This window comes from Shumkonia mesophila (assembly GCF_026163695.1).
Classification (GTDB): domain Bacteria; phylum Pseudomonadota; class Alphaproteobacteria; order Rhodospirillales; family Shumkoniaceae; genus Shumkonia; species Shumkonia mesophila.
The window spans coordinates 78155-104959 of sequence record NZ_JAOTID010000015.1 but is presented as its reverse complement, the minus strand read 5'-3'; the positions used below and the strand labels follow the sequence as shown (position 1 = coordinate 104959).

General features: G+C 64.8%; 24 protein-coding genes. 7 read left to right on the top strand and 17 right to left on the bottom strand.

Annotation, left to right across the window (positions count from 1 at the left end; translation table 11 throughout):
• Nucleotides 1–8: 8 nt before the first annotated feature.
• The 4 genes from pstA to ODR01_RS20625 form a co-directional block, all read right to left on the bottom strand.
• Nucleotides 9–1331: a phosphate ABC transporter permease PstA gene (gene pstA / locus ODR01_RS20640; protein WP_316979594.1), complete on the bottom strand. Its 1323-nt coding sequence runs from the start codon at nucleotides 1329–1331 to the stop codon at nucleotides 9–11.
• A complete protein-coding gene (pstC, locus tag ODR01_RS20635; RefSeq protein WP_316979593.1) occupies nucleotides 1324–2706 on the bottom strand; it encodes a phosphate ABC transporter permease subunit PstC in 1383 nt (460 codons plus the stop codon). The genes pstA and pstC overlap by 8 nt, the downstream gene beginning before the upstream one ends.
• A gap of 81 nt (nucleotides 2707–2787) precedes the next feature.
• On the bottom strand, nucleotides 2788–3804 hold the full coding sequence (locus ODR01_RS20630) for a PstS family phosphate ABC transporter substrate-binding protein (protein WP_316979637.1): 1017 nt from the start codon (nucleotides 3802–3804) through the stop codon (nucleotides 2788–2790).
• A 150-nt stretch (nucleotides 3805–3954) separates the two neighbouring features.
• Nucleotides 3955–5238, bottom strand: a complete 1284-nt coding sequence (locus ODR01_RS20625) for an ATP-binding protein (protein WP_316979592.1) — start codon at nucleotides 5236–5238, stop codon at nucleotides 3955–3957.
• 355 nt (nucleotides 5239–5593) lie between these two features.
• Between ODR01_RS20625 and ODR01_RS20620 the strand changes: the two genes are divergently transcribed.
• The 4 genes from ODR01_RS20620 to ODR01_RS20605 all read left to right on the top strand — a co-directional run bounded on the left by ODR01_RS20620 (nucleotide 5594) and on the right by ODR01_RS20605 (nucleotide 9864).
• Nucleotides 5594–5800: a hypothetical protein gene (locus tag ODR01_RS20620; RefSeq protein WP_316979591.1), complete on the top strand. Its 207-nt coding sequence runs from the start codon at nucleotides 5594–5596 to the stop codon at nucleotides 5798–5800.
• Between the two features lie 304 nt (nucleotides 5801–6104).
• On the top strand, nucleotides 6105–6767 hold the full coding sequence (locus ODR01_RS20615; RefSeq protein WP_316979590.1) for a DUF47 domain-containing protein: 663 nt from the start codon (nucleotides 6105–6107) through the stop codon (nucleotides 6765–6767).
• Nucleotides 6768–6785: 18 nt separating this feature from the next.
• A complete protein-coding gene (locus tag ODR01_RS20610; RefSeq protein ID WP_316979589.1) occupies nucleotides 6786–8339 on the top strand; it encodes an inorganic phosphate transporter in 1554 nt (517 codons plus the stop codon).
• 43 nt (nucleotides 8340–8382) lie between these two features.
• Nucleotides 8383–9864, top strand: a complete 1482-nt coding sequence (locus tag ODR01_RS20605; RefSeq protein ID WP_316979588.1) for an inorganic phosphate transporter — start codon at nucleotides 8383–8385, stop codon at nucleotides 9862–9864.
• Here the strand turns inward: ODR01_RS20605 and ODR01_RS20600 are convergent.
• Both ODR01_RS20600 and ODR01_RS20595 read right to left on the bottom strand, forming a co-directional pair.
• A complete protein-coding gene (locus ODR01_RS20600) occupies nucleotides 9840–10361 on the bottom strand; it encodes a CYTH domain-containing protein (protein ID WP_316979587.1) in 522 nt (173 codons plus the stop codon). The genes ODR01_RS20605 and ODR01_RS20600 overlap by 25 nt on opposite strands.
• Before the next feature lie 32 nt (nucleotides 10362–10393).
• The gene (locus ODR01_RS20595; RefSeq protein WP_316979586.1) at nucleotides 10394–12961 is read right to left on the bottom strand and encodes a PAS-domain containing protein; all 2568 of its coding nucleotides are present in this window, start codon (nucleotides 12959–12961) and stop codon (nucleotides 10394–10396) included.
• A 309-nt stretch (nucleotides 12962–13270) separates the two neighbouring features.
• Between ODR01_RS20595 and ODR01_RS20590 the strand changes: the two genes are divergently transcribed.
• The gene (locus ODR01_RS20590) at nucleotides 13271–13618 is read left to right on the top strand and encodes a GYD domain-containing protein (protein ID WP_316979585.1); all 348 of its coding nucleotides are present in this window, start codon (nucleotides 13271–13273) and stop codon (nucleotides 13616–13618) included.
• 98 nt (nucleotides 13619–13716) lie between these two features.
• Here ODR01_RS20590 and ODR01_RS20585 read toward each other — a convergent pair whose 3' ends face one another.
• From ODR01_RS20585 to ODR01_RS20565, 5 genes are all read right to left on the bottom strand, one after another.
• Nucleotides 13717–14910 carry a M20 metallopeptidase family protein gene (locus ODR01_RS20585; RefSeq protein WP_316979584.1) on the bottom strand — a complete coding sequence of 398 codons (1194 nt, stop codon included), beginning with the start codon at nucleotides 14908–14910 and terminating at the stop codon, nucleotides 13717–13719.
• Nucleotides 14911–14986: 76 nt separating this feature from the next.
• Nucleotides 14987–15961, bottom strand: a complete 975-nt coding sequence (locus ODR01_RS20580; protein WP_316979583.1) for a TRAP transporter substrate-binding protein — start codon at nucleotides 15959–15961, stop codon at nucleotides 14987–14989.
• 1 nt (nucleotide 15962) lies between these two features.
• Nucleotides 15963–16796, bottom strand: coding sequence for a creatininase family protein (locus tag ODR01_RS20575; RefSeq protein ID WP_316979582.1), 834 nt, complete (start codon nucleotides 16794–16796; stop codon nucleotides 15963–15965).
• A 35-nt stretch (nucleotides 16797–16831) separates the two neighbouring features.
• A complete protein-coding gene (locus tag ODR01_RS20570) occupies nucleotides 16832–18109 on the bottom strand; it encodes a TRAP transporter large permease (RefSeq protein ID WP_316979581.1) in 1278 nt (425 codons plus the stop codon).
• 10 nt (nucleotides 18110–18119) lie between these two features.
• Complete coding sequence (locus ODR01_RS20565; protein ID WP_316979580.1) at nucleotides 18120–18644, bottom strand: TRAP transporter small permease; 525 nt, start codon at nucleotides 18642–18644, stop codon at nucleotides 18120–18122.
• A 130-nt stretch (nucleotides 18645–18774) separates the two neighbouring features.
• On the opposite strand from ODR01_RS20565, the gene ODR01_RS20560 reads away from it, so the two are divergent.
• Entirely contained in the window at nucleotides 18775–19686 is a 912-nt protein-coding gene (locus tag ODR01_RS20560; protein WP_316979579.1) for a LysR family transcriptional regulator, read from the top strand.
• Nucleotides 19687–20237: 551 nt separating this feature from the next.
• Here ODR01_RS20560 and ODR01_RS20555 read toward each other — a convergent pair.
• Both ODR01_RS20555 and ODR01_RS20550 read right to left on the bottom strand, forming a co-directional pair.
• The gene (locus ODR01_RS20555) at nucleotides 20238–21257 is read right to left on the bottom strand and encodes a nucleotidyl transferase AbiEii/AbiGii toxin family protein (RefSeq protein ID WP_316979578.1); all 1020 of its coding nucleotides are present in this window, start codon (nucleotides 21255–21257) and stop codon (nucleotides 20238–20240) included.
• Nucleotides 21250–21846: a DUF6088 family protein gene (locus tag ODR01_RS20550; protein ID WP_316979577.1), complete on the bottom strand. Its 597-nt coding sequence runs from the start codon at nucleotides 21844–21846 to the stop codon at nucleotides 21250–21252. Before ODR01_RS20550 ends, ODR01_RS20555 begins: the two co-directional genes overlap by 8 nt.
• Nucleotides 21847–22049: 203 nt before the next feature.
• On the opposite strand from ODR01_RS20550, the gene ODR01_RS20545 reads away from it, so the two are divergent.
• Nucleotides 22050–22751 (top strand): hypothetical protein, encoded by a 702-nt coding sequence (locus ODR01_RS20545; RefSeq protein ID WP_316979576.1) that lies wholly within the window; start codon nucleotides 22050–22052, stop codon nucleotides 22749–22751.
• Here the strand turns inward: ODR01_RS20545 and ODR01_RS25300 are convergent.
• From ODR01_RS25300 to ODR01_RS20530, 4 genes are all read right to left on the bottom strand, one after another.
• The gene (locus ODR01_RS25300; RefSeq protein WP_394356860.1) at nucleotides 22746–22928 is read right to left on the bottom strand and encodes an Arm DNA-binding domain-containing protein; all 183 of its coding nucleotides are present in this window, start codon (nucleotides 22926–22928) and stop codon (nucleotides 22746–22748) included. The two genes, ODR01_RS20545 and ODR01_RS25300, sit on opposite strands and share 6 nt — an antisense overlap.
• Before the next feature lie 539 nt (nucleotides 22929–23467).
• The gene (locus tag ODR01_RS20540) at nucleotides 23468–25078 is read right to left on the bottom strand and encodes a hypothetical protein (RefSeq protein ID WP_316979575.1); all 1611 of its coding nucleotides are present in this window, start codon (nucleotides 25076–25078) and stop codon (nucleotides 23468–23470) included.
• Between the two features lie 10 nt (nucleotides 25079–25088).
• Nucleotides 25089–25922, bottom strand: a complete 834-nt coding sequence (locus ODR01_RS20535; protein ID WP_316979574.1) for a carbohydrate ABC transporter permease — start codon at nucleotides 25920–25922, stop codon at nucleotides 25089–25091.
• 8 nt (nucleotides 25923–25930) lie between these two features.
• Nucleotides 25931–26800, bottom strand: a complete 870-nt coding sequence (locus tag ODR01_RS20530) for a carbohydrate ABC transporter permease (RefSeq protein ID WP_316979573.1) — start codon at nucleotides 26798–26800, stop codon at nucleotides 25931–25933.
• Nucleotides 26801–26805: the final 5 nt, after the last annotated feature.

Genomic DNA, 26805 nt, shown 5'->3' with positions numbered 1-26805 from the left:
GCCTCGCGTCACCACCGCACTTCAAACTTCTTCCGCAGATAGACCGCCGCCGCGTTCATGACGATCAGGAAGGCCAGCAGCACCATGATCGCCGCCGAGGTCTTCTCGACGAAGGCGCGCTCGGGGCTGTCGGCCCACAGATAGACCTGCACCGGCAGCACCGTGGAAGGGTCCCGGAAACCGTGCGGAATGTCGACGATGAAGGCGACCATGCCGATCATCAAAAGCGGCGCGGTTTCGCCGAGCGCGCGTGCCATGCCGATGATGGCGCCGGTCAGCATGCCGGGCATGGCCAGCGGCAGCACGTGATGGAACACCGCCTGCACCGGCGAGGCGCCCAACCCGTAGGCCGCTTCGCGGATGGAGGGCGGCACGCTGGTCAGCGCGGCGCGCCCGGCGATGATGATGGTGGGCAGCGTCATGATGGCCAGCACCAGGCCGCCGACCAGCGGCGCCGAGCGGGGCAGGCCGAAAAAGTTGAGGAAGACGGCGAGCCCCAGCAGCCCGAAGACGATGGAGGGCACCGCCGCCAGGTTGTTGATGTTGACCTCGATCAGGTCGGTCCAGCGGTTCTTGCGGGCGAATTCTTCCAGGTAGACGGCGCTCGCCACCCCCAGCGGGAAGGAGATGGCGATGGTGACCAGCATGGTCATGAGGGAACCCACCGTGGCGCCCCAGATGCCGGCCAGCTCGGGCTCGCGCGAATCGCCGCTGGTGAAGAAGCGGACGTTGAACTTCCTCTCCACCTCGCCCTGGGCGGCCAGATCGTCCAGCCAGGCGATCTCCTGGTCCGAAACCCGGCGGTTGGCCTGCGGGACGTCGCGGGGAATATGGCCCTTGATCAGCATGTCGGCGTCGTCCGACAGCGGCAGCCAGACGGAAATCGTGCGCCCGACCAGGCTGGGGTCATTCGTCACCATGCGGGCCAGGTCGTAGGCGCCGCCCTGGCTGACCAGCCCGGAAAGCTTGCGCCTGGCGTCGCGGCCGGAGACACCGGGAAAGCGCTCGCCGAGCGCCCCTTTGATGAGGCCGGCATAGTCGGCGGTGGCCAGTTTCTCCGGAGCACGGGTGCCGTCGGGATCGACGGTGGTGGCATCGAGCGTGACGTCGAGGCGCACGTTGGCCTGCCAGAAGGCGGAATACCCGTTGCCGATGATGCTGGTGAACAGCACGACAAGAAAGCCGAGGGCGACGGCGATGGCCACGATGCCATAGGCGCGGAAGCGGCGCTCCGCCCGGTAGCGCCGGGCCAAGCTGGCCTTGACCCGCGCGGAGGTCGGCGTCGGCGCCACCCCGCGGGGAAGGACGGCGGAGGGGACGGCGTTACTCATATTGCTCCCGGTATTTCTTGACGACGGTCAGCGCCACGATGTTGAGCGCCAGGGTGACGAAGAAGAGGACGAGGCCGAGGGCGAAGGCGGCCAGCGTCTTGGCGCTGTCGAATTCCTGGTCGCCGACCAGCAGCGTCACGATCTGCACGGTCACCGTGGTCACCGCCTGCAGGGGGTTGACCGTCAGGTTGGCGGACAACCCCGCCGCCATGACGACGATCATGGTTTCGCCGATGGCGCGCGACACCGCCAGCAGGATGCCGCCGACGATGCCCGGCAGGGCGGCCGGGATGATCACGCGGCGGATGGTCTCGGACTTGGTGGCGCCAAGGCCCAGCGAGCCTTCGCGCATCGACTGCGGCACCGCCGTGATGACGTCGTCGGAGATCGAGGAGATGAAGGGAATGATCATGATGCCCATCACCAGGCCGGCCGCCAGCGCGCTTTCCGACGAGATGTTGAGGCCGATCTGGCTGCCCCAGTCGCGCAGGAACGGCGCCACGGTCAGCGCCGCGAAGAAGCCGTAGACGACGGTGGGGATGCCGGCCAGGATTTCGAGGGCCGGTTTGACGGCGGAGCGCACCCGGGGCGGCGCGTATTCCGCCATGTAGATGGCCGACAGCAGGCCGACCGGCACCGCCACGCACATGGCGATGAAGGAAATCAGCGCGGTGCCCACCAGCAGCGGGATCGAGCCGAAGCTGCCGGAACTGCCCACCTGGTCGGCGCGCAGCGCCGTCTGCGGGCTCCATTCGAGGCCGAACAGGAATTCCACCGGCGACACCCGCTGGAAGAAGCGGAGGGCCTCGAAGAGCAGCGACAGCACGATGCCGATGGTGACCAGGATGGCGACGGTCGAGCTGATGATCAGGAAAACCATCAGCACGCCCTCGACCCGGTTACGGGCCCGGAGATCCGGGTGGATGGCGCGCCGGCTGTATGCCAGCCCGCCGGCGGCGATGGCGAGCGCGGCCACCGCCATCGCGGCGAAGCCGGCGTCGCGCATGAAGGCGTAGTATTCGGCGGCGGCCAGCAATTCGGGGTCGACGTCGCGGCTGACGATGTTGCCGCCGGCCAGGTTGCGGATGTCGTTCAGCATCAGCGCCATGGTGCTGTCCGACCAGGTGCCGGTGACGTCGGGCAGGGCGGCGACCAGCAAGGCCTTGATGATCTCGGGTTCCAGCGTCAGCCACAGCACGACGACGGAAACCGCAGGGATGCCGCACCAGGCGGCGACGTAGAGGCCGTAATAGCCGGGCAGCGAATTGAGGTGGCGCGTGCCGTGACCGCCCACCGCCACCGCCCGCGACCGCCCCATGTAGTACCCGGCGACGGTGAGGCCGATGAGGGTGGCGAGGAGAACGACGATCGGCATGGGGGGCCTTGCTGCGCGGCTCGGAAGCGGGAAAGGGAACGCCCGGGGGCGGCAGGCCCCCGGGCGCCGGTGGGATCGGTCTTACATCATCACGTTGTTGGCGAGGCTCGCGGCCGCGTCGTGGAACTTCTTACGCTCGGCGTCGGGCATCGGGATCAGGCCCTTGTCGGCCAGATAGCCGTCCATGCCCCAGGCCTTCTCGCTGGTGAATTCGGTCACGAACTCCTTCATGCCGGGGATGGTCCCGACGTGGGCCTTCTTGACGTAGAAGAACAGCGGCCGGGACACCGGATAGGATCCCTTGGCGATGTTCTCGAAGGCCGGCTCGACGCCCTCGACGAGGGAGCCCTGGATCTTGTCGGCGTTCTGGTCGAGGAAGCTGAAGCCGAAGACGCCGAAGGCGTTCTTGTTGGCTTCGAGCTTGCGCACGATCAGCACGTCGTTCTCGCCCGCCTCGACATAGCCGCCGTCTTCGCGGATGGCGCCGCAAGCCTTGCCCGTCAGGCCGGCTTCCTTGGCGCCCTTGATCTTGGCGCAACCCTCGTCCATGACCAGTTCGACGAAGGCGTCGCGGGTACCGGAGGTGGGCGGCGGGCCCAACACCTCGATCTTGATGTCGGGCAGGCTCTTCTCGATGTCGCTCCACTTCTGGTAGGGGTTGGCGACCATCTTGCCGTCCACCACCACGTTCTTGGCCAGCGCCAGGAAGATCTGCTCGCGGGTCAGCTTGGCCTGCGGGGCGGCCTTGGAGTTGGCGACGACGATGCCGTCATAGCCGATCTTGACCTCGGTGATGTCGGTGACGCCGTTCTTCTGGCAGGTCTCGAGTTCGGATTTCTTGATGGCGCGCGACGCGTTCGTCACGTCGGGGTGCTCGACGCCGACGCCGGCGCAGAACAGCTTGAAGCCGCCGCCGGTCCCCGTGCTCTCGATGACCGGGGTCTTGAACTTGGCGGTCTTGCCGAACTGCTCGGCCACCACGGTGGTGAAGGGGTACACGGTCGACGACCCGACGATGCGGATCTGATCGCGCGCTTCCGCCGTACCGGTGACCGCGAGGGCGGCGAGGACGGCGAGCGCTAGCGTCTTTTGCATGATGAAACTCTCCTGAAGCAAGGGCTCAACAAAGCGCAGAGGCAGGGGGTCGGTCCCAAGTGTCCCCCTTGCGTCGGCTCGCCGACTCTATGACCGGGACACGACGGTTATATGACTATTAGATTGCCGTTTTATGACAACGACGCCTGATTCTCAGTCGCGCGCGATGCCTTCGCGCTTAACCGGCAGCGACACCGTGAAGGTGCTGCCGACGCCGATCTCGCTCTCGATCGCGAGGCGTCCCTGGTGACGGGTGACGATATGCTTGACGATGGCCAGGCCGAGGCCGGTGCCCCCCAGGGATCGGCTGCGCGCCTTGTCGACCCGATAGAAACGCTCGGTCAGGCGCGGCAGGTGCTGCTCGGGGATGCCCTCGCCCTGGTCGATCACCGAAACGGCGATGCCGTCCCCGCCTTCCCGGCGGGCGACCACGCGAATGACGCTGCCGTCGCGCCCGTACTTGACGGCGTTGTGCATGAGGTTCTGGAAGGCCTGCTGGAGCTGGTCGGCATCGCCCAGTACCGCCGGCAGGTCGGAGTCCGCCTCGATGGCGAACGCGACCTTCTTCTTCTCGGCATGCGGTTCCAGCATCCGGGCCACCGTCGGCAGAATGTCCTGGATGCGCACCGAGTCGGTCGGGCGCGTGTGCTCGTTGGCCTGGATCTGCGACAGCGACAGCAGGTCGCCGACCAGACGGGTCATGCGGCTGCCCTGCTCTTCCATCATTGCGAGGAAGCGCTCGCGGGCCTCCGCGTCCTTCTTGGCCGGGCCGCGCAGGGTTTCGATCATGCCGACGATGGCGGTCAACGGCGTACGCAGTTCGTGGCTGACGTTGGCGACGAAGTCGGCGCGCATTTCCATGGCCTTGCGGATGAGCGTCAGGTCGTGCAGCACGAGAACCGCCGCCGGCCCGTCGGTGCGGCCTTTCGGCAGGCCGACCAAACGGGCGACCAAAGACTGTTCGATGGCGCCGCCGCGCTGGAATTCGATGGTCCGCGCCTCGACCTGCCCGGCCAGCACGGCCGCGGTCGCGGCGATCACTTCGGGATGGCGGATCGCCGCCGTCAGGTCGGCGTCGATGGGGTCGTGGCCGAGCAGATCGACGATGGCCCGATTGGCGTGCAACACGCGCCGGTCGCGCCTCAGCACCAGCAGCGGCTCGGGGATGGCATCGAGGATCATCTCGTAGGACTCGGCCAGCCGCGACTGACGCACGAACTCTTCGTGCAGTTCGGCCTCGTTCAGGCTTTCGATTTGCCTGGCCTCGGCCAGCCGCCCGCGCAGCCTGGCCACCCCCAGGGCGATGCCGCCCAAGGCCGAAAGGGCGCCGATCGCCGCCGGGCCGGCGGCCAGCGCGTCGGTCCCGACAAGGATGGCGAGCACGGCCGGAACCGGCAGCAACAACAGGCCGATGGCAGTCCGATCTAAAGGGGACATCCTTTACATACCGTCCGTCTGGGATCGCCTTCGGAAGTTAGCCGTGATCCCCGGCCGGACGTCAAGGGAAGCCGGGAAGGGGGGGCTGGTCCGGCAGATTCTCCATCTCCATCCCCGCCCCCTTAAGCATATGTAATATTCCACAGCATAAGTTCTGCTTTTTTGACGAACATGTTACACTTTTGTGACACACGGAGAGTAATCCCAGCGTGCATTGCTGCCGATTACCGGCCAAAAGCCGACCGCGGCGCGCCTACGGTCGGGATAGTGGGCGAGGCGTGGGTTGCAGCGACCGTTTGACTTCGCGGCCAATCCAAGATTTACTTGCCCCCGCAACAGCCAGAAAGCCGCAACCATGAACGCCGACAAAACCGCTTCCAAGGAAAAGGTCAAACCCGAGAAGGAAATCCGCGATATCCTCAAGCGCATCAACCCGGATTTGAAGCGGCTTCTCGAATTGACCGAGGACCCTGGGGACACGGAATCGGTTCTTTACGAATCCATCCGTTCGGGGGCGCGCAGCCTGCGGATCGCCCGGCGGATCGTCAAGAAGGACGACTGACGGCCGGTTCCGCGCCGTCCCTGCCGCCGCACGGCGGAACGGGTTTCCCTTTTCCCGACGGAAGCCGGCATCGACTATTCATGTAAAACAACTCAAATAGTGTTGACACCCCCTCCCCCGCTTTCTACCGTTTTTTTTCAAGGTGGGCGGAGCCCGCTTACCAGGGCCGGCGGCTTCACAAGGACGCCCCGGCCACCTGTTTATTTGGGCCCCGCAAGCCGGACACGACGTCGCACCGGGCCAATCGTTTCCTGACGGTGTTGCGCCCTCCTGGGGAAAATTGCTTGGGGAAGAGGTGTTGTCGATGGCATTGAGCTCAAAAACCGCCCTGTTCGGCCGGACACGGGCGCTGGAGCGCCAGATCGAGGAGTTCCTCGATTCCGTGTCGGAAGCCGGCCTGCTGTTCCTGCGCGGGCTCAAGATCTACATGACCGACGGCGTTTCGGAGGAATTCGCGGAGACCGTGCGGGATGTCAGCGAAACCGAATCGCGGGGCGACGAACTCCGGCGCACCGTCGAAGCCGAGCTCTACGAGCAGACGCTGATTCCGGATCTTCGGGCCGATGTGCTGAGCCTGCTCGAACACATGGACCGGATTACCGGTACCTTCCAGGCCAACTGCTACCGCTTTTCCATCGAGAAGCCCGACATTCCCGAGGAGTTCAAGCGCGATTTCATCAGCCTCGGCGAAACGGCCGTCGTCTGCACCGACTCCCTGGTGATGGCGGCGCGCGCCTTCTTCCGCAACATCGAGGCGGTGCGCGACCACAACCACAAGGTCCTCTTCTACGAGGGCGAGTGCGACAAGATCAGCACCAAGCTGAAGACCGCCATCTTCGACTCGGACCTGCCGCTCGACCGCAAGCTGCACCTGCGCTACTTCACCGAGCGGGTCGACGCCGCCGCCAACGAAGCCGAGGACGTGGCCGACGAACTGGCCATCTTCACCATCAAGCGGAGCCTCTAGGGCAGCGCGGCTCGGCCGATGGAAATTTCGGTCCCTCTGTTTCTGATCAGCGGCCTGTTCCTCGGCTGGGCGCTGGGCGCCAACCACTTGGCCAACGTGTTCGGCACCGCCATCGGCACGCGGATGATCACGTGGATGACGGCGGCCCTGACGTGCGGCGTCTTCGTCGTGCTGGGCGCCGTGATCAGCGGGGCCGGCCCCTCGGGCACCCTGGGCAAGCTGGGCGCCGTCAATGCCATCGGCGGCGCCTTCATGGTGGCGCTGGCCGCCGGCATCGCGGTGTTCTGGATGACCCGGCTGGGATTGCCCGTGTCGACGACCCAGGCCATCGTCGGGGCGATCGTCGGCTGGAACGTCTTTACCGCGTCGGTGACCGATCCCGGAACCCTGACCCACATCCTGGGTGCCTGGATCGCCGGCCCGGTTATCGCCGCCGGCTTCGCCATCCTGCTTCTGAAGCTGGTTTCCAAGGTGAAGCGCCACTACCGCCCGCACCTGCTGCGCGCCGACGCCTACACGCGGGCCGGGCTGTGGGTGGCCGGCGCCTTCGGCGCCTACAGCCTGGGCGCCAACAACATCGCCAACGTCATGGGCGTGTTCGTGCCGGTGTCGCCCTTCACCACCCTCTCGATGGGCGGGCTGTTTTCCCTGAGCCCGGTCGAGCAGCTGTTCCTCCTGGGCGGCATCGCCATGGCCGTCGGCGTGCTGACCTATTCGCGCCGGGTCGTCCATACCGTCGGCTCCGAGCTGCTCGACATGTCGCCGACCGCAGCGTGGATCGTCGTCATGGCGCATTCCCTGGTTCTATTGATGTTTTCCTCGGAAGGCCTGGAGCACTTCCTGGCCAGCCATGGGCTGCCCACCCTGCCCCTGGTGCCGGTCTCCAGTTCCGAGGTGGTGGTGGGCGCCGTGATCGGCATCGGCCTTTATCATTCGGGCCGCCAGATCCGCTGGCGCTCGATCGGCCGCATCGCCGCCGGGTGGGTGATGAGCCCGCTCATTTCGGGGACCATCTGCCTGCTCGGCCTTTTCGTGCTGCAGAACCTTTTCCACGTCCCCGTTTATCGGGAAATCTCGTTCGCCATCACCCCGCCGGTCGAGGCGCGGATGGTCACGGCCGGCCTGCCGACGGCGCCACTGGCCGACCTGCAGGAAAAGACGTTTTCCTCCTCGGTGCGTTTTCGTGACGCCCTGCGCGCCCGGGTGAACCTGACCGGGGAACAGGAGGGAGAGGTGCTGCGCCTAGCCGAGATCAACCCCATCCACTTCGACCCGCAGAAGGTCGAGACCCTGTCGATCTCGTGGCTGACCCCCGCCCAGCAAAAGGCCATCCAGCAGTTATCCGGAAGACGCTTTCCAAGCAAATGGGCTGTCGCCGAGGCGCTGGCCGGCCTGACCGAGGACTGGAAGCCGCTGCCCCGCACCACGGTGAACAAGCTTCACAACCGGCAGATCGAGGAGGGGCTCGCCATCGTCTACCAAACCTTCGCCGCGCCCACGCCCGCCCAAATGCCCAACGCCTGCCCGTGCACGCCCGAATTGGGCCCCCGCCCACCGGGGCCACGCGGATAATCCGCCGGCGGCGCAACCGGTTGAACAGTCGGAGTCCGAACCCGTGGACGTCACCGTTCTTCTGTTCCTGACCAGCGGCCTGTTCCTGGGCTGGTCGCTTGGCGCCAACGACGCCGCCAACATCTTCGGCACCGCGGTGGGCACCGGCATGGTGCGTTTCACCCAGGCCGCCATCGTGTGCAGCATCTTCGTCATCCTGGGCGCCGTGATCAGCGGCGCCGGCGCCGCCCAGACCCTGGAGCGGCTGGGCGAAATCAACGCCCTGGCCGGCTCGTTCGCGGCGGCCCTGGCGGCGGCGATCACCGTCTATTGGATGACCGTCGCCGGCCTGCCGGTATCCACGTCTCAGGCCATCGTAGGCGCCATCATCGGCTGGAACTGGTTCACCGAATCGGTCACCGACGCCGCCGCGCTGACCAAGATTCTGTCCACCTGGGTGCTCTGCCCCCTGCTGGCCGGGCTGGTCGCCGCGCTGCTCTTCAAGCTGGTTGCCTTCGTCCTCGGCCGCGTGCGGCTCCATCTGCTCAGGCTCGACGCCTACACCCGCCTCGCCCTGATCGTGGCCGGCGCCTTCGGCGCCTACAGCCTTGGCGCCAACAACATCGCCAACGTCATGGGCGTATTCGTGCCGGTGTCGCCGTTCACCGAATTCAGGGTCCAGGATCTCTTCACCGTCACCTCCGTCGAGCAGCTGTTCCTGCTGGGCGGCATCGCCATCGCCGTTGGCGTCTTCACGTACTCCAAGCGCGTGATGCTGACGGTGGGCGCCGAACTGGTGCCGCTGTCGCCGGTGGCGGCCTGGGTCGTCGTCGTCGCCCAATCCATCGTGCTGTTCCTGTTCGCCTCCGAAGGATTGGAGCACCTGTTGGCCACATCCGGCCTGCCGACCATTCCACTGGTGCCGGTCTCCAGTTCGCAGGCGGTGGTCGGCGCCGTGCTGGGCATCGGCCTGTTGCGCGGTGGCCGGAACATCCACTGGCGGGTCCTGGGCCACATCGGAATCGGCTGGGTAGCCACGCCGATCATTGCCGCCCTGATCTGCTTCGTCTCGCTCTTCTTCCTGCAGAACGTCTTCAACCAGAAGGTCCACACCGAGACCGGCTACAGCCTGTCGCGGACCGTGATCGATCACCTGGCGGCGCAGGGCATCGCGACAACTCCCCTCGACGACGTCGTCGGCGAGGAGTTCGCCTCGGCCGTCCGCCTGCGCGACGCCCTGCGCGCCCGGCGCGCCTTCACAGAGGGAGAGCAGGCCGCCGTGCTGGAGACCGCGCGCGTGTTCCGCATCTCCTTCGCCCCCCTCAGGCTGACCGCCTTCAGGGCCAACGGACTGAGCGACGGGCAGGCGGCGGCGGTGGCGGCGCTCGAAGGACGCAGCTTCCGCCACAAATGGCAGGTCGCCGAGGCCCTGGCCGGGCTCAGTCCGGAATGGCGGATCGTCGAGGAGACGAAGGTTACCAAGCTCGACAACAAGCGCATCCGCCAGCGGCTCGACCTCGTCTACCGGTCCTTCCACGTCGAATAGGGCCGGGCCACCAGGTTGGCGTTGAAATAGCGGGCCTCGCCGGTCACCTCGCGACCGATCCAGTCGGGCCGGTCGAAGGCTTGCCCCTCGTGGGTGAGCTCGAGCTCGGCGACGATCAGGCCGGCGTTGGCGCCGCCGAACTCGTCGACCTCCCAGGTCCGACCGGCGAAGGGAATGCGATAGCGGATCTTCTCGACGATCGGCCGTTCGCACAGGGCATCCAGCATCGCCTCGGCGTCGGCCGGCGGGATGGCGTATTCGAACTCGGCCCGCGTCGCCCCCACCGCCAGGCCCTTGACGGTGAGGAAGGCCTTCTCGCCCGCCACGCGCACGCGAACCGTCCGCTCCTTCACCGTCGACAGGTATCCCTGGCGGTAGCGGGTGCCGGGAACCAAGCCCCGCCAGGCGTCGCCGACCACCAGGAACTTCCGCTCGATTTCCTTGCCCATGGCACCCCGTCCGTCGCCAAGGCGCCCCGCCGGCGCCTGGCCGATCATGGGCAAAACATCCGCCGCCGTCAAACCGGCCGTCAGGCCGGCGCGCTCGGCTCGCCGACGGCCTTGACGGCCATCCGGAAGGTCGTCTCGCCCGGCCGGCTGGCCTGAAGGGCAAGCTGGCCGCCGAAGGATTCGGCGATCGAGCGGCAGATCGGCAGTCCCATGCCCATGCCGCTCGCCTTGGTGGTGAAGAACGGGTCGAAGATGCTCTTCTGCACGACGTCGTCGATGCCCGGTCCGCTGTCGGTCACCAGGATCTCGACCTGCTCCGGCGGGGAGAGGCGCGTGGCCAGGCGAAGCCGCCCCCCCTGTTCCGCCGTTTCGCCGATCGCCTCGATGGCATTGCGGGCGAGGTTGAGGATCACCTGCTGAAGTTGCACGGGATCGGCCTCGACCGCCGGCAGGCCGTCGGCAAGGTCGAGACGGATGTCCACGTCGTGGCGCAGCGCTTCGCCGCCGACCAGCCCGACCGCCTCGCGGATCGCCGCGTTGACGTCGATGGCGCGGATTTCCTGGGGCTCCTTCTGCACGAACCGGCGGATTCGCCGGATGATGTCGCCGGCGCGATGGGCCTGCGCCACGATCAGCTCGGTGACGCGCACGAAATCGTCTCCGGAGATGGCCCCCGAGCGGTGGCGGCGCAGGCAACCCTGGGCATAGTTGACGATGGCGGCCAGCGGCTGGTTGAGCTCGTGGGCGAATCCGGTCGCCATCTGTCCCATGGTGCTGACCCGCGTCACGTGGGCCAGTTCGTCCTGCAGTCGCTGGGTGGCCTCCTCGCGGGCCTTTATGGCGGTGATCTCGGTGGCGATCTGGGCGACGCCGCCGGCGGTGGTACGCTTTTCGATGAACCGCCACCAGCGCCCGTTCGGGAATATCCGTTCGATCGGTCCCCGCTCATTCCAGAAGATATCCATTCGCCAGCGCATCCAGCCATCCGGGTCGTCGGGGAAATCGTGGATCAGGCCCCGTCGGCCGCGTTCGCGCAGAATGTCTTCGTAGGTATCGCCTACACGAAGCAGGTCGGACGACTCCGCGAACAGGGTTTCCCAGGCCCGGTTGAAGGCGATCAGCCGGCCGCGGTCGTCGAACAGCGCGAAGGAGTCCGACAGGCTGGCCAGCGCGTCCTGCAGCAGGGCTTTGGAAGCCTCGGCCTCGGTTTTGGCCTCCGCCAGCGCCTTCTCGCGCGCCTTGATGGCGGTGATGTCGGTGGCAATCTGCGCGATGCCGCCGTTGGCGGTGCGCTGCTCGTTCACCTTCCACCAGGTGCCGCCGGGGAAGGCGCGCTCGATGGAGCCCGAGGCCCTGAGGAAGGTTTGAAGCCGCCACTGGACCCACGTCTCGCCGTCGCCCTCAAGGTCGGGGACCATGTTTTGCCGAAGGCGGTCGCGCAGGATCGTTTCGAAGCTGACGCCGGGCGTCAACAGTTCCGGCGAATGCCGGTATAGCTCCCGGTAGGCCCTGTTGAAGATCGCCAGCCGGCCCTCGCTGTCATAAAGGGCGAAGGCCTCGGTGGTGCTTTCCAGGGCATCCTGCAAAAGGGCTCGCGCCGCCTCGGCCTCGGTCTTCGCCGCCTCCAGGGCGGCGTTGATCCGCTGCAATTGGGTGACGTCGGCAAAGGTCAGCGCGGTCCCCCCGTCCGCCGTCCGGCTTTCCTTGATCAGCGATACCGAACCGTCGGCAAAGGTACGCAGGATCGACCCCTGCGGATTGCGGTGGCGTTCGAGCCGCTCCTCGATGAACGCTTCCTCCTGCCCCAACGCCTCCACCAGGCGGCCGGCCTCGACGTCGGCACGCAGCAGCGTCTCGTAGTCCCAACCCTCCCTGAGGGCCTGGTCGGCCGCCGGATGGCGGCGCCGAAAGGCGCTGTTGCACAGCACCAGGCGATCCTCGGCGTCGAACAGCGCGAATTCCTCCTGCAGGCTCTCCACCGCGCCCCGCAGCCGTTCGCCGCTGTCGCGCAGGGCTTTCTCGTGGCGGGCCCGGCGGATCGCGGTGCCCAGCGCGCCGGCTACCACCCGCAGCGCCTGGACGTCGATGTCGTTCCAGGTCCTCTCGCCGCGGGCATCGACGAAACCGATGGCGCCCCACCACGTCTCGTCGACCAGAATGGGCACCATGAGGATCGCCCGCACGTCGAGCGCCACGGCCAGCTCCCGCTCGGCCTCGGGCATCTCGCAGGCCCGCGCGTGCAGGGTCTCGCCGCTGCTCAGCGCCGTGACCCAGCGTTCGGTGGCGGGCGAGTCGAGCGGAAGTTCCCGCGCCAGCGCATTGCCCATCTGCGGCGCCACGCCGGAGGCCGTCCATTCGAACCGCAATCGGCCGGCCCAGCCACCGTTCGAGCCCCGGCCGGCTTCGTAGACATGGATGCGATCGGCGGCCACCACCTCGCCCATCGCATCGAGGACGTCGCCGACGATGGCCGTCCAGTCGGACGCCGCGAACAGCCGGACCGTCGTCTCGGTGAGCGTGCGCTGAACGGCGTCCCGCCGCCGCAGCTCGGCTTCGATCTCCCTGCGTTCGGCGACCTCGCGGGTCAGCGCGGCGGTCCGTTCCTCGACCCGGCGTTCGAGTTCGCCCACGTCCTCGGTCGTTCTCATCGCACGCCACCAGGCAATTGTCGCGTCCTCCGACAGACGGGCAACACACCACCCGCCACGGTTCGCACGCGCGCCGCACTGCCTCCCGAAGTCGTTATTCCCCCTCACGTACGGAAGCGATTCTACCAGGAAAGCGCGCGGGATCGAACCTGAAAGCGAAAGAGGCCGCCGCACGCATCCCCCGGAAGAGGAACGCCAAGACGTTTTCCGCCCCCCTCCGGCCGGTCCGGACTGCCCCCGACGGTCCGTTCGGCGTATAATGGCGTGCGAACAGATCCTGGCCAATGCAGCGATTGCGGGAGGATCGTCATGACCCATTATCTCATCCAATGGACCTACAAGGACCCCCAGGTCAAAGCCCTGGTCGACACGCCCCACGACCGGGCCGCCGAGCTGGACAAGGCGGTGGCGGCGTTCGGCGGACGGCTCGATGACTTCTATTACTCCATCGGCGAATTCGACGGCATGGCCGTCGTCGAGTTCCCCGACACCGAAAGCTGCGAGGCATGCCTGATGGTGCTGGCCAGCGAAGGCGCCAACACCCGCCTGAAGACCACCCTGCTGATCACCCGCGACGAGGGCGAACGGGCGATGGTGCGGGCGGGATCGGTGATGTCGGGCTATCGGCCGCCGGTCGGCTACGCCAGCTACGGCTGAGCGGCCGGGGCGACGAGTTGAGGTGCGACGACGAGGCGGCAGGGATGCGTCTGCTTCGGAGGCCGGTTAGGGGTGTGCGTAACGTGGGTGCCCCGCCTTCAGGCCGTCATCAGCCGCAGCGCGGCGGCGCTCACTACCGCGGCTCCGATGGCGATACAACCTTCGTCGAGATCGAAGTCGCTGCGGTGCAGCATGGTGTCCAGGCCGTCCCGTTTCGATCCCAGCCTCAGATGGGCGGCCGGTACCCGGCTTGAGTATTCGGCGAAATCCTCGCTGCCCATCGAACCCTGCGGCAGGCAGATGACCCGCTCCTCGCCCAGCCGGTCCTGCGCCGCCGCCAGTACGACGGGCAGCACGGCGGGATCGTTGCGCACCGCCGCAACGCCGGGAACGAACGTCACCTCACAGACGACGCGATGCCCCTCGGCGGTGCCGCGTGCGACGCGTTCAAGGGCCGCCATCACATGATCGCGCGTTTCCGGAAGCAGGGTCCGGATGGTCCCCTCGAGGTGGACCGAATCAGGGATCTGGTTGCGGGCGGTGCCGCCCTGGACCCGGCCGACCGTGACCACGGCCGCCGCCAACGGGGCAATCTCGCGGCTGACGATCATCTGGATCTCGTTGATGAAATGCGCCATGGCAACAACGGGATCGACGGCCAGATGGGGGTGGGCGCCGTGGCCCGACTTGCCGGTGATCGTCACGTCGAAACCGTCGGACGAGGCGAAGGCCACGTCGGGGTGCCAACCGACGGTGCCGGCGGGCAGAAGCGGCCAGTTGTGGTAGCCCAGCATGACGTCGGGCTTCGTGCCGTCGAACAGACCGTCGGCCAGCATCGCCCGGGCGCCGTTCAGGCTTTCCTCGGCCGGCTGGAAGATCATCATGGCCCGCCCCGGCAAGTCGTCGCCCAGACGGGCCATGACCGCGGCGACACCCAAGGCAATCGCCGTATGGGCATCGTGGCCGCAGGCATGCATGACGCCCGGCCGGCGCGACGCATAGGGCGCGCCAGAGCGCTCCTCGATGGGCAGGGCGTCCATGTCGCCGCGGATGCCGACAGTCCTGCCGGGACCGGAACCGACCAGGGCGGCGATGCCGGTCTTGCCGATACCGGCCCGATATTCGATGCCGAGATCGGCAAGAAACGAGGCCACCAGGGCGGCGGTTTCGTGCTCCGCGAACGCCAGTTCGGGATTGGCATGCAGGGTGCGGCGGATGGCGACGAGGCGGTCCTCGATTTCGGCCACGATCTCGCCCACGCGGCGTTCGAGGGCATCGATGGAACGGGTCATGGGAAACCTTCGAAAGAGAGATGGCGCAGGCACGGAGAGACGCTCCTCGCCCCTCCGTGCCCTTGAAACGGCGGGTTCAGAGGTCCTGTTGGCCGATCTTGACGATCTCGGCGTAGGCTTCCTTGCCCCACGACTTGAGGCCCAGTTCATCGCGCACCGATTGGGTCGCGGCGACGAACTCCTTCTTGTCGGGATAGGTGAAGGTGATGCCGGCCGCCTTCATCTCTTTGATGTACTGCTCCTGCTGCTTGGGCATCGCCGCCACGATCGCCACATTGGAAGCGTCGTTGGCGCGTTGCAGCAGCTTCTGGTCGTCCGCCGACAGGCTCGACCAGAACAGTTCGCTGATCACCACGTAGGCCGGTTTGTCGATGTAGTCGACCATGGCGATGCATTTCTGCACTTCGTAGAACTTCTGGGCGTAGATGGTCTCGATCGGATTTTCCTGGCCGTCCACGATGCCGGTCTGCAGGCCGGTGTACACCTCGCCGAAGGCCATCGGCGTCGGGTTGGCGCCGAGGGCGGCGAGCGACTTCACATAGTAGTCGCGCTCGGGCGAACGCAGCTTCAGCCCCTTGAGATCGGCCATTGTATTGATGACCTTGTTGGCGCTGATCTGGCGCGGGTTGCGCGGCATAAAGCCGAGGATGCGCAGCCGGCGCTCCTTGGTCAGCTTCTCGTTCAGCTTCTGGCCGTACGGCGTGTCCATGAAGGCCACATAATTCTTGATGCCCTTCATCAGATAGGGCAGCGCCAGGTATTCGATTTCCTTGAGCCCCGGATCGCCGCTGGCCGAGATCTGGGTGGTGTTGACAGCGAGTTGGGCGAACAGTTCGCGCGGCGTCCCCAACTGGTCGCCGGGATAGAGCGTCACCTTGAGGCGTCCCTTGGACCCTTCCTCGACGACGCGCTTGAATTCCACCGCGCCGTCGTACTGGGCCTCCCCCGGCTGTGCCCACAGGCTGTAGCGGATTTCCTGAGCCTGGGCCGGGGCCGAGACGGCGAAAGCGGCGACGGCGGCGAGCGCCGTAAGCGTGGCAATTCCCTTCATGTCAGAACTCCCCATTGCCGGTGGTTGGATCGATCGTCGCGAAATGGCGAACGAAGGCGGTGCAGTACTCGACGATGTAGTCGGTGATCTGGCGGCCGATTTCAGCGCTCGAACGGGTCGGATCGCCGCCGGCGATGCCATTGGTGCAGCGATCCGTAATGTCGACCGGCGCCGCCACCTCGACATCGCGAAAGCGCACGCCGGCCAAGCCGACGGTGGGCAGGCCGATCATTTTGCCCTTGCCCTCTTCTCGGGTGATGAGATCCATCCGCATCAGCTCGGGCACCAGATGCAGCGACACCGAGGTGATCGGATCGCCGCCGTGGGCGAAAGCGGCCGGGCCGAAATCGCCGTGCAGTTCGTGCCACATGGCCGGCGTCATCAGCCGCCACAGGTTGACGCAGGGCACGATGACGCCGCGCGTGCGCTTGACCTGGCGGATCGTCTGGTCGATCAACGGATAATTGCCGCTGTGGCCGTTGAGGATGACGAGTCGGTTCAAGTCGTGGTCGAGGAAATTTTCCAGGATGTCCATGAGCACGGCGCGGAACGTCTCGGGCTTCAACTGGATGCCGCCGGGTATCGGCCGGAAGTAGTCGGCATAGCCGAACGGCAGGATCGGCGCGGCAATCGCCTCGGCGGCCTCGGCGACGCGCCCGGCGATCGCCTGGGTCAGCATGAAATCGCCCATCGGCGCCATCGGCCCCTGCTCTTCCTGCGAACCGAGGGGGATCAGAATCACCGGGTCGCCGGCGATGCGCTCCCGGAACTCGACGAACGTCATCTCGGCCAGTTGATGCTTCTGCTTCGGCGAGGCGGCTTGGGATTTGTTCATGGCGTCATTCAGCCCTGTATCAGGATGGGGTGGGGTCAGGACCCGAACACGAGTCTGGGAAGGAAAAGGGTGATCTGCGGGAAGATGGCCAGGATGGCCAGCGCCCCGAACAGCGGGACGTAATAGGGCAGCATGGCCCTCACCATCTGCCCGTGCGAGATCTTGGCAATGTCCTGGGCGATGAACATCAGGATGCCGACCGGCGGCGTGCCGCCGCCGATGATCAGGGTGAACACCATCAGGATGCCGAAATGGACCGGGTCGATGCCGAACTGCACCACGACCGGCACCAGCAGCGGCGTCAGGACGATTTCCGCCGACGAGGCGACCATCAGCAGGCCGACCAGAACCAGCATGGCCAGGATGATCGCCAGCACCACGATGGGTTCGGTGGAAACCGTCGAAATCGCCGTGGCGACGGTATGCGGCACCTTCTCGCGCACCATGATCCAGCTGAAGGTCGAGGCGACGGCGATGATGAGCAGGATACGCGCCGTGCCGATGGCCACCGTTTCGATGGTCTTCCAGAATGTCCGGGCGCTGACGTTGCGATAGAGGACGCCCAGGATCAGGCCATAGAGGACGGCGACCGCCGCCGCCTCGGTCGGCGAAAAGATGCCGAGCAGAATGCCGCCGACGATGATGACCGGAAACAGGATCGCCGGACCGCCGCGCCACACCGCCACGCCCAACTCCGGCAGCGTCGCCCGCGTGTAGCGGGGAAATTTGCGGGCCCGGGCGACGAAATAGGTGAAGACCATCTGGGCGGCGATGATCACCAGCCCGGGCGCGACGCCGGCCAGCAGCAGGCGGCCGATCGACACGTTGGCCAGGGTGCCGTAGATGACCAGCGCCACGCTGGGCGGGATGATCGGCCCGACCATCGAGGAGGCCACCGTCACGGCGGCGCTGAAGGGGGCCGGATAGCCCTCGCGCTTCATCGCCGGAATGAGGACGGAGCCCAGCGCCGTGGCATCCGCCGTGGCCGAGCCGGACATCCCCGAGAAGATCATGCTGGCGAAGATGTTGACCTGGGCGAGGCCGCCGTGGATATGGCCGACGATGGCCTTCGACAAATCGACGATGCGGTCGGTCAGGCGGCAGGCGTTCATCAACTCGCCGGCCAGATAGAAGAACGGAATGGCGAGAATGAGGAAACTGTCGAGCGAGGCGGTCGAGCGTTGGGCCAGCAACCCCAGATCGATATGGGCGAAGTAGACGTAGACGGCCGAAACGGCGCCCATGGCGAAAACCAGCGGCATGCCGGCCAACAGCAGAACCAGAAGCAGGCAAAGAATGGCGGCGACCAGCATAGTGGTTCCTTCACATGGGATCGTTCAGCCCGAAATCGGGATCGCGACGGCGTTCGCAGCGAAAGCGGTAAAGCGCACGGGCGACGATGGCGATCGCCATCAGGGCGCCGCCAACTGTCGCCGCCAGCCGCACGACGCCGGCGGGCAAGGGCAGCACGCTCATGTCCTGGAAATTCTCGAACCGAACGATCGGGATGCTGGCATGGACCAGCACGCCGAGAAACGCCAAGGCGACGACGATGTTGAAGATCCGCACGACGTCGCGCAACCGGCGGGGAAAGCGGTTGAAGGCGACATCGACGTTGAGGTGGCGGCCATCCCAGCACACCACGGCGCCGCCGACGAAAGCGACCCAGACGATAAGAAGGCGGGAAAGTTCCTCGCTCCAGATCAAGGGCTGGCCGAGAACGTAGCGAAAAAACACCTGCGCCAGGGTGACGGCAAGAACCGCGAGAAAACCGAGCGTCACGACGATCCGCAGGGGACCGGCAAGATCAATGATCGGGGAGTCCGCGCGCTGGGGATCGTCGTTCATCGCAACCGCTGACTCCATTGCCCAAAAAACGCACAAATCCCCATGTCGCCCCCCACCTCAGGGCCGATAATGAACAATGCGCAGCCTCGATCATGTTGTCTAATATATTTATTTTGGATATTTATATGAAATGAATATCAATCAGATCGAGCTTCGCCACCTGCGCTATTTCACCCGTGTCGCCGCGGAAAGGCATTTCGGACGGGCGGCCGAACGCTTGGGCATCGCCCAACCGCCGCTCAGCCAGCAGATCCGGCAATTGGAGGAACGGCTGGGGGTTCGCCTTTTCGACCGGACCACCCGCACCGTGAAACTGACCGAAGCCGGCGAGGCCTTTCTGGAGCATGCGCTGGCCGCGCTGGCCAACGTCGGCGAGGGCGTGGTGGCCGCCCAGAACGCGGTCGGCAAGAACGCCGGCCGGCTGGTGATCGGCGCCGTCCATCTGGGACCGGTTCTGTTCCTGCCCGAGATCATCCGCCGTTTTCTGCGCCACTATCCCAATGTTTCCATCGACATCCGCATCCTGACCACCGACGAGCAGGTCGAGGCGCTGGCCGCGCGCAAGATGAACATCGGCTTCGTGCGCCCGCCCCGCAGCCTGGGCGGCCTGTCGATGGTGAAACTGTCGTCCGAGGGATTCGTGGCGGTACTGGCCAAGGACAATCCGCTGGCCGCCAAGAATGGCCTGACGCTGGGCGACCTGCGCGACGAGCCCTTTCTGGCGCTCTCGCCACTGGTCGGCGTCGGCTATCAGGACGTGACCATGCAGCATTGCCGGCTCCTGGGTTTTCATCCCCGCATCGTCCAGGAGGTCAGCCACAACCTGGCGATCGTCACGCTGGCCGCCGCCGGCATCGGGGTCGGCGTGGTCCCGGCCTGGGTCACCCGCATGCCTCATCCCGACGTCGCCTATCGGCCGCTTCCCGAACTGCCGGACGCTGTCGAACTGGCCCTTGTCTGGCCCGCCGACGATCTGTCGCCGTTCATCCGGCATTTCGTCGCCACCACGCGCGAGGTCGTGGCGGAAGGACAGCGGCCCTGATCGAAGCGGCGATCCCACCTGCGGACGGCAAACCGGTCGCATGACGGCCGAGATGAACCGAACCACGTTCGGCAACGGCGAGCGTCGGAAAGGAGCGAAAGAAGATGGTGCGGGCGGGATCGGGGATGTCGGGCTATCGGCCGCCGGTCGGCTGCGCCAGCTACGGCTGAGAGGCCAAGCGACAAAAAAAGTGCCCGTTAAGGACGCCTCGTAACCTATTGAAAAGAAATGGTGCCCAGGGGCGGCATGCGATAAATTTTCCAAGCGGTTGATCCACAAGGAAAACTTTTTGTCCCGGGCCCGGGTCAGCCGACAGAGATACCAATGCACCATCCTTGTGGCGCGGTTCGGGCCTTGTGGCGCGGTTCGGGTTCCAAATCGCCTCGTCAACCCGTTGGTAGGCTTCTTCCCGGAACTGCCGAACCCCTCAATGGGCTTCCGTCGGAGAATTTGCACCGGCGAATTTTTCAGGGGAGTTTGAAGCCTCGATCGCCGAGCCCGAGGGAGCGTCATATCGATCGATACGCCCGCATCGCATTTTCCCTCTTCGGTCAGGCATTGGCCTTTCGCTCCAGGCTCCGACAGCGCTCGATCAGCATTTCGAAAGCCTCCTCGTCGTTGAGCAGCAGCCCGTCATCGACCATGCGCCGATAGTCGTCGGCCAGCGCCTCTTGCGCGGCTCCTTCAGGAACGAGACAGATATTCCCGGTGACTGCCGCGGTGTAGTCGATGGCTCGGCCCTCGGCGTCCTTCTCCGCGAAAAACATCGCCTTGTGCCGCGCCACCGCCAGGGCGAGCTCGCGATCCCGCAACGCCGCGTCGGCGTAGCCGGCATCATCCAGGCGAACGAGGTCATGCCAGTGCCGGACGACCCGATCGCCTCGCAGCCGACGCTGGAGACAAAAGAGGAGACAAAAGACATGAACGGCCGTGGCCTTCTCCCAGAAGGTTCGCTCGGCGCGCATGACGCGCGGCGACGCCTCGGGGAAGGTCAGGGTCTTGAGGTGATCGGCGGCATCGCAGCCGATCCTGTGAACTTCGGCAGGCTCCCCCGTCGACCTCGCCCCGAATTCGAGCATGACCGACGGGCCGACATAACCCGAGCCGGCCGCCAACGGTTCATAGTCGATGAAGACCTTCTCTTCCTCGGAACGCACGGTCACAGGCAGATGTTCGCGCTCGATCGCCTTGTGCAGTTCGGGAACGATGGTCTCGGCGATCCATTGGGGGAGGCGGGCGCGCACTTCGCGGGTCCACCTCTTCTCCTGGCTTCGGTTGGGCGGGAGCGCCTCGGCGCGATCGACGACCAAGTCCGGGATCAGTTCTCGGATGTCGTAGGTGAGGTCGACGTCTTCGGAAAACCGGCGGATCGCCGCGTAAACCTTGGAGAGCGAGGTCCCGCCCTTGAAGACCAGATGCTCGGCGATCGGCGAGGAGAAGAGCGTGGCGAGCGCCCAGACGACCCAGACATCCTTCTCAAGCAGGTGCGCCGGCCGCCCGCTGGCCGACGCCGCAAACTCCAGCGCGTCCCGCCGGTCCCGAACGGAGAGCTGGAAGAACGCCTCAGCCATTCACGACGATCTTGCCGATCTGTTCGGCGAGCCGCGTGGGCAGGATGGATCGCACCGAGGCGATCTCCTCCAGCTCCGCCTTAGGCAGCTTGCGTTTGAGCATGGCAAGAGCCTCGCCGGCCCGTTCCGGCCCCAGCCACGCCAGGACGCGGAGAACTTCGCCGGCCCGGCGGCCGGCAAGCGCCAGCTGCCAACGCGGCGCATGGCGAAGCTCGACCGTCTGGGAGCCGACAGTCAGACGCCGGCTCGGCCCGGACGTGAGATAGACCGCGCGGATCGGCACCTGCGACGTCAGGCCGAGCCGGTTCGCGGCCGCGGCGCCGTGCGGAACAATCGTCTCGCCCTTGAGACCGGCAAAGGCCTCGATCACCTGCGAGGTCGATGGCGGGCGCGTGCCGAACCGACTCTCCACCGGCCGCACATAGACGCCACGCCCGACCCGCAGCAGATGCCCTCGCTTGACCAGGCGGGACAGCGCCTGGTCCACGGCGGCCCGGCTGCCCAGATGCAGCAACCCCTTGGCGCAGATCGGCGCCCCTTCCGGACGTTTCTCGGTGTGCGCGAGGATTGTCTTGGCCAGCGTGTTCATGATGAGTCTCCGATTGTCAGAAACATAAGCTAATTTCTGACATATTTCAACCGTCGGCAGGCTGCTTCGATAGGAACACCTCCGCGCTTGGCCGCAAAGGCGCGGCCGAACCGACGTTGGGAATTTGGCTCGCTCACTGATACAAGGCCTCGGAATACGGGACCCATAGCTCATGGATGGCGATGCGAGAGAAAATCAGGGGGATGGTCGAGAAGTTCTTTTACGACACGAAAGCTGGGCGCTGGTTGATGCTCCTCGGCATAGGCTTCTTCGCGATGCCCACCCATGTGGAAAGCGACCCACGCATCGCGAAGTTCGCGAACTACGTAATCCCACCTATTGCAGCCGCATGGTTATTTGCCCCTGCATTTGCAACCTTCGGGGAGGCCATACTCACCGCCGCAGCAGTGGGCGAGACCATGAGCAAGCAGGGCTATCACCACTTTTTGAAAGAAGTCTATACATGCAATTACATTGTCAGCTTTGTAATTTCCTTAATACTGATATACGCCATCTCCACCATCAGATGGATCGACCATCGTCTCTGGGTGTTAATTTTCCGCGCATTTGATCTTCCGACACGCGCAATAGTGCTGAGATACTTCATCCTGACGACAAGCTATCCAGCACTAATCATGGCTGTATTATTCTTTGTAGTGGCCATGCTCCTGCCGGCCTTCGTACAGCAGAACGGAGCGCCAATCTTCAACTTCATGGGCGAACACCCCGGACTAACTCTTGGGGCGATGGCTGCCGTGGGATTGCTTGGCAATCTGAAAGAACGGGTCGATGTCCTTAGGGACCGGCAGATGTACGGCTCGCCCTGGGCGGGTGTGGTCAAAAGGATGGTAACAACAGCGGCGCTTCTCGGGGCAATGTATGCCCTTCCCCGATTGCTTCTATAGCTGAGGCTGGAGCAACTCCTGTAACAGGAGCTTCTGCTTGCCGCCGAAGCGATACGCCAGGCGCCACAGGCGCCCGCCGGTCGGCTGGACCCAGAACTGGTGTCCACCCCCATCGGAAAGCTTGCGGAGCTTGGGGCCCGGCCGGGCATTCCGGCACGTCACATCCGAGAGCGGCATCGGTTCGATTCCATACCAACAAAAGTACCCACAGGAACCGCCGTTGGACCAACTGCGACCACCTGTCTCCGCCGATGCTCCAACGCGACGAACTGCCTGAAAATCAAGAAATTTCAGGCGGCTGTGGAGATCACAGCGAACGGGGTACGGCAGAAGGGAATGTAGGGAGGGAAGGGAATGGTGCCAGGGGCGGCATGCCATAAATTTTCCAACCGGTTGATCTATAAAGAAAATTTTTTGACCTCCGCCTGGGCACAACCAACAGAGATACCAACGCCCTCGTCTGGCGAGGTGGTCCGAAATCGCCGCAACCACCCAGTCCTATGGCTCCGGTCGGCAAGTGGCGAACGATTTCAGCCGCTATCTGCTTCTCGACAGGCCCACCACAATCTTGCTATCGGCCATCAGCAGGCGAGATGCTGATCACTGCGAAGCGGTTTGCCGCGCACTGTGCCAAATCCTCGTTTACCTGCTTACAAAAATGGCGCGCCTTGAATTAATGCGAAGGGTCGTCCTGCCTTGAGCTATCACATTCCAGCCTATTTGGCCGGTTCCAGGCAGGCCCGGCCCTCTCTGGCGATGTCTGCGACGCGGCGGTGATCGAGCAGGAGAACAACCTGATGCGGGTGACGGGCCTCCTCGCTCAGGGGACGGATGCGTTGCCCATAGGACTCGAGATCAGTGATCGCCTCCTTCAAGGCATGGAGCCGCTCGCCGCGTCCGTTTGTTGACGTGCGAGCGAGAAGGCAGACCCGGGCACATTTCTCGAAGCCTTCGACATAGGTGACGAACAGGTCAGCCTGCGCCACAAGCTGCTCGTGGAAATCGGGCGGAACCGATGGGTCACCGACGCGAACCCGCTCGGCGTAAGCATGGACCCGGGCCACCGCCTCCGCCTTCTCTGCGAGCATGGCGTGCAGCCGCTCCGGGCTCAGCCGCAGATCGTCTGCCCGAGAAGGATCCCAAGCGGAAAGGCTGTGCTTGGTTTCCATCGTCCACCACGCGCGCCCGATGCTGCGGGGGAAAAAACTGCTGTCTGCAAACATGAAGTCCTGGATGTACAAGGCGCGCCGGACGATCGGCCAGGCTTCCCGCAGGATCGTCGATAGCCATCCGGCACAGCCACGCGCCCAGCCATGGTCGTCCAGCCATCGCCGACACACTTCGTTGGTGTCTACCGCCTCTCCTCGCGCCATCAAGGCCGCGGCGATCAGATTGACCTCATTCAGAGTCCCCAGGCACCACCAGTCGTTCACCCGCTCCCATTCGGCACGGAAGACGGCCCCGGTCGCGCCTTTCGATCGGGCATGGTCGAGCCGACGCCGGAGATCGTCGTACACGAAGCAGGGCACGACGCCCAGACCGTAGAATTGCCCCATCACGTCGTATTCCACCCACTGTTCCCGGTCCAGGCGCCCGAACGCCGGATTGTCGGGGAAGGTCGGATAGAAATCGTGCGGCGTCGCCTTGATAGAGAAGATGATGTCACGCGGAGCCTTGCCGACGGCGGCAATCAGCGGTTCGTGGTCGGCGGGCTTATAGGCGAAGTCCCGGATGGCCAGACGTTTGCCGTGCCTTCCCACCGGTCTCCACATGGCCATGATCAACTGGTGGTACCAGTCTTCGAGCGAGGTCCTTTCGCACAAGGCACAGTGACACTTGTTCTGGGCGCGTGAGGCCCGCCCCTCCGGCGAGCCGGCGCTGACGATGAGCCCGGCGATATCAGGAAAGTCGGTGAAGAGCTCGTCGGTCAAGGTTCCGATAAACTCGCCCCAGAAGGGATCGGACGGGCAGATGTGGCCGTCCTTGATCAGATCGGGCCGCATTTCGACGACCTCGTCGGGAAAGCCCAATTCCTTGATCTCCAGCCAGACCGCGATGTGGCGGCTGCCGGCGAGTTTCAGGACATGGTCAAGATAGACACGGTTGTTCTGGATGGCGTTCTCGCCCCGCCGCGTCGGCGCACTTTTCCACTGCGCGTAGGGGTCGAAATAGGCCCGCGGAAAAAGAACCTCATGTAGGAGGTCGGTTTCATGCAGGATCAGGGCGTTCATCCCGTGACGCTCGATAAAGCCCAGCGCTTCGAGAATGCACTCCCTCTCCCACATGCGGCGGCCATGGAGTTCCAACCCGCGAAGAGCGAAGGTCATCGTCCCCCTCCTATTTCACGGCGCCTGCGGTCAGGCCCCGCAGCAGGAACTTGTGGAGAAGCAGCGAAAAAATCAGGATCGGCAGGATAGTCAGGAAGCCGCCGGTGGCGATGATGCCCCAGATGAGGGCTTCCTCGCTCTGCATGTAGGAAAGGATGGCGACCGGGGCGGTCACCGCGTCGAAATTGGTCAGCACGAGCGGCACCAGAAAGGCATTCCAGGTGTCGATGAACGTGATGATGCCGACCGCCACCAAGCCGGGGGCGACCAACGGCAGCACAATCTGGAAGAACGTGCGAGTGAGTGTGCAGCCGTCGAGCATGGCGGCTTCGACCAGTTCATTGGGGACATTGCGCAGGAAGCCGCGCATCACCCACACGACCAGCGGCAGGCGGACGGCCGCTTCGAAGAGCACCAGGGTGAAGATCTGATCCATCATGCCGAGAGCCCGCACGGCGAAAAATACCGGGATGATGGTTGTCACCGGCGGAAAACTGCGGGGCACCAGGATGAGGAAGAAGAGCAACTTGCGAAGGCGGAACTGCACGCGATTGAAGGCAAACGCCATCATCGTGCCAATGAACACGGCGATCAGCGACGACCAAAAGGCCACCTCGATGCTATTCAGGTAGTACCGCGAAAACTGACCATCGACCAGCAGTTGGACATAATTGTCCAGCGTCGGCGTGAACAGGAAACTGGGTGGTTCCGCCAAGAGGTCGGTCGATCCCTTGAGGGACGTCAGCAGCATGTAGTAGACCGGAAAGAGAGAGACGACGACCAAGGTCACGACCCCGGCAGCCACGCCCAACCGTCCGATCCAGCTTCGTTTGCGTATGGCCATTCGCCGCCTCAATCGAACTTGATGAACCGCCAGTAAAACGAGTAGACGGAAACCAGGATGGCGATGGAAATCACCACCATCGCGCCGGCGTATCCCATCTCGAAAAACAGGAACGCCGCCTTATAGATGTGAAGGCTGAGCGTCTCGGTGGCGTCGCCCGGCCCGCCACCGGTCATCACGAAGGGCTCAGCAAAGATCTCAAACGCCTCCATGGATCGCAGGATCACGGCCACCACCAAGGTATCGCGGATCATCGGCAGGGTGATGTGAACCAGCATCTGCCCGCGGGAGGCGCCGTCGACCTCGGCGCTCTCGTAAAGTTCCTCGGGGATCATCTGCATCGCCGACAGGCACAACAGGAACATGAACGGCGTCCAGTGCCAGACATCGGTGATGATGAGAGAAAGCAGGGCGACATTCGGATCGTTCAGCCATTCCACCGTGGGAAGACCCAATAGCGTCAGGAACCAATTCAGCGGTCCGATACGGGAATGGAAAAGTACGTACCAGATGACCCCGACGATGGCCGGCGTGATGACCATCGGCGTCAAAATGGAGGCGCGGACCGCGTTTTTGCCGAGGAAATCCCGGTGGACGAAAAGGGCGATCAGGAAGCCAAGAACAAGCTCGATTCCGGTTGCGGCCACGGTGAAGAACAAGGTCCGGCCCACCGAATACAGGAATGGCTGATCGTGCAGGATCTCAATGTAATTTCTGAGCCCGATGAATTCAGGCCCGCTCCTTTCGGTCAGATCCCAGCGAGTGAAACTCAGAAAGAAGGTAAAGAACGCCGGGACGATCCGAACGATAACGAGGTAAGCCATCCCCGGCAGCAGGAAGAAGAGCAGGAATATCCGGCGCTGTTGCGGAATGGTCATGACGA

Excerpts from the sequence above, each read along its gene's own strand:
- pstA (WP_316979594.1), bottom strand. The coding sequence starts at position 1,331 with ATGAGTAACGCCGTCCCCTCCGCCGTCCTTCCCCGCGGGGTGGCGCCG.
- pstC (WP_316979593.1), bottom strand. The coding sequence starts at position 2,706 with ATGCCGATCGTCGTTCTCCTCGCCACCCTCATCGGCCTCACCGTCGCC.
- ODR01_RS20625 (WP_316979592.1), bottom strand. The coding sequence starts at position 5,238 with ATGTCCCCTTTAGATCGGACTGCCATCGGCCTGTTGTTGCTGCCGGTT.
- ODR01_RS20620 (WP_316979591.1), top strand. The coding sequence starts at position 5,594 with ATGAACGCCGACAAAACCGCTTCCAAGGAAAAGGTCAAACCCGAGAAG.
- ODR01_RS20615 (WP_316979590.1), top strand. The coding sequence starts at position 6,105 with ATGGCATTGAGCTCAAAAACCGCCCTGTTCGGCCGGACACGGGCGCTG.
- ODR01_RS20610 (WP_316979589.1), top strand. The coding sequence starts at position 6,786 with ATGGAAATTTCGGTCCCTCTGTTTCTGATCAGCGGCCTGTTCCTCGGC.
- ODR01_RS20600 (WP_316979587.1), bottom strand. The coding sequence starts at position 10,361 with ATGATCGGCCAGGCGCCGGCGGGGCGCCTTGGCGACGGACGGGGTGCC.
- ODR01_RS20595 (WP_316979586.1), bottom strand. The coding sequence starts at position 12,961 with ATGAGAACGACCGAGGACGTGGGCGAACTCGAACGCCGGGTCGAGGAA.
- ODR01_RS20590 (WP_316979585.1), top strand. The coding sequence starts at position 13,271 with ATGACCCATTATCTCATCCAATGGACCTACAAGGACCCCCAGGTCAAA.
- ODR01_RS20585 (WP_316979584.1), bottom strand. The coding sequence starts at position 14,910 with ATGACCCGTTCCATCGATGCCCTCGAACGCCGCGTGGGCGAGATCGTG.
- ODR01_RS20580 (WP_316979583.1), bottom strand. The coding sequence starts at position 15,961 with ATGAAGGGAATTGCCACGCTTACGGCGCTCGCCGCCGTCGCCGCTTTC.
- ODR01_RS20575 (WP_316979582.1), bottom strand. The coding sequence starts at position 16,796 with ATGAACAAATCCCAAGCCGCCTCGCCGAAGCAGAAGCATCAACTGGCC.
- ODR01_RS20570 (WP_316979581.1), bottom strand. The coding sequence starts at position 18,109 with ATGCTGGTCGCCGCCATTCTTTGCCTGCTTCTGGTTCTGCTGTTGGCC.
- ODR01_RS20565 (WP_316979580.1), bottom strand. The coding sequence starts at position 18,644 with ATGAACGACGATCCCCAGCGCGCGGACTCCCCGATCATTGATCTTGCC.
- ODR01_RS20560 (WP_316979579.1), top strand. The coding sequence starts at position 18,775 with ATGAATATCAATCAGATCGAGCTTCGCCACCTGCGCTATTTCACCCGT.
- ODR01_RS20555 (WP_316979578.1), bottom strand. The coding sequence starts at position 21,257 with ATGGCTGAGGCGTTCTTCCAGCTCTCCGTTCGGGACCGGCGGGACGCG.
- ODR01_RS20550 (WP_316979577.1), bottom strand. The coding sequence starts at position 21,846 with ATGAACACGCTGGCCAAGACAATCCTCGCGCACACCGAGAAACGTCCG.
- ODR01_RS20545 (WP_316979576.1), top strand. The coding sequence starts at position 22,050 with ATGGTCGAGAAGTTCTTTTACGACACGAAAGCTGGGCGCTGGTTGATG.
- ODR01_RS25300 (WP_394356860.1), bottom strand. The coding sequence starts at position 22,928 with ATGCCGCTCTCGGATGTGACGTGCCGGAATGCCCGGCCGGGCCCCAAG.
- ODR01_RS20540 (WP_316979575.1), bottom strand. The coding sequence starts at position 25,078 with ATGACCTTCGCTCTTCGCGGGTTGGAACTCCATGGCCGCCGCATGTGG.
- ODR01_RS20535 (WP_316979574.1), bottom strand. The coding sequence starts at position 25,922 with ATGGCCATACGCAAACGAAGCTGGATCGGACGGTTGGGCGTGGCTGCC.
- ODR01_RS20530 (WP_316979573.1), bottom strand. The coding sequence starts at position 26,800 with ATGACCATTCCGCAACAGCGCCGGATATTCCTGCTCTTCTTCCTGCTG.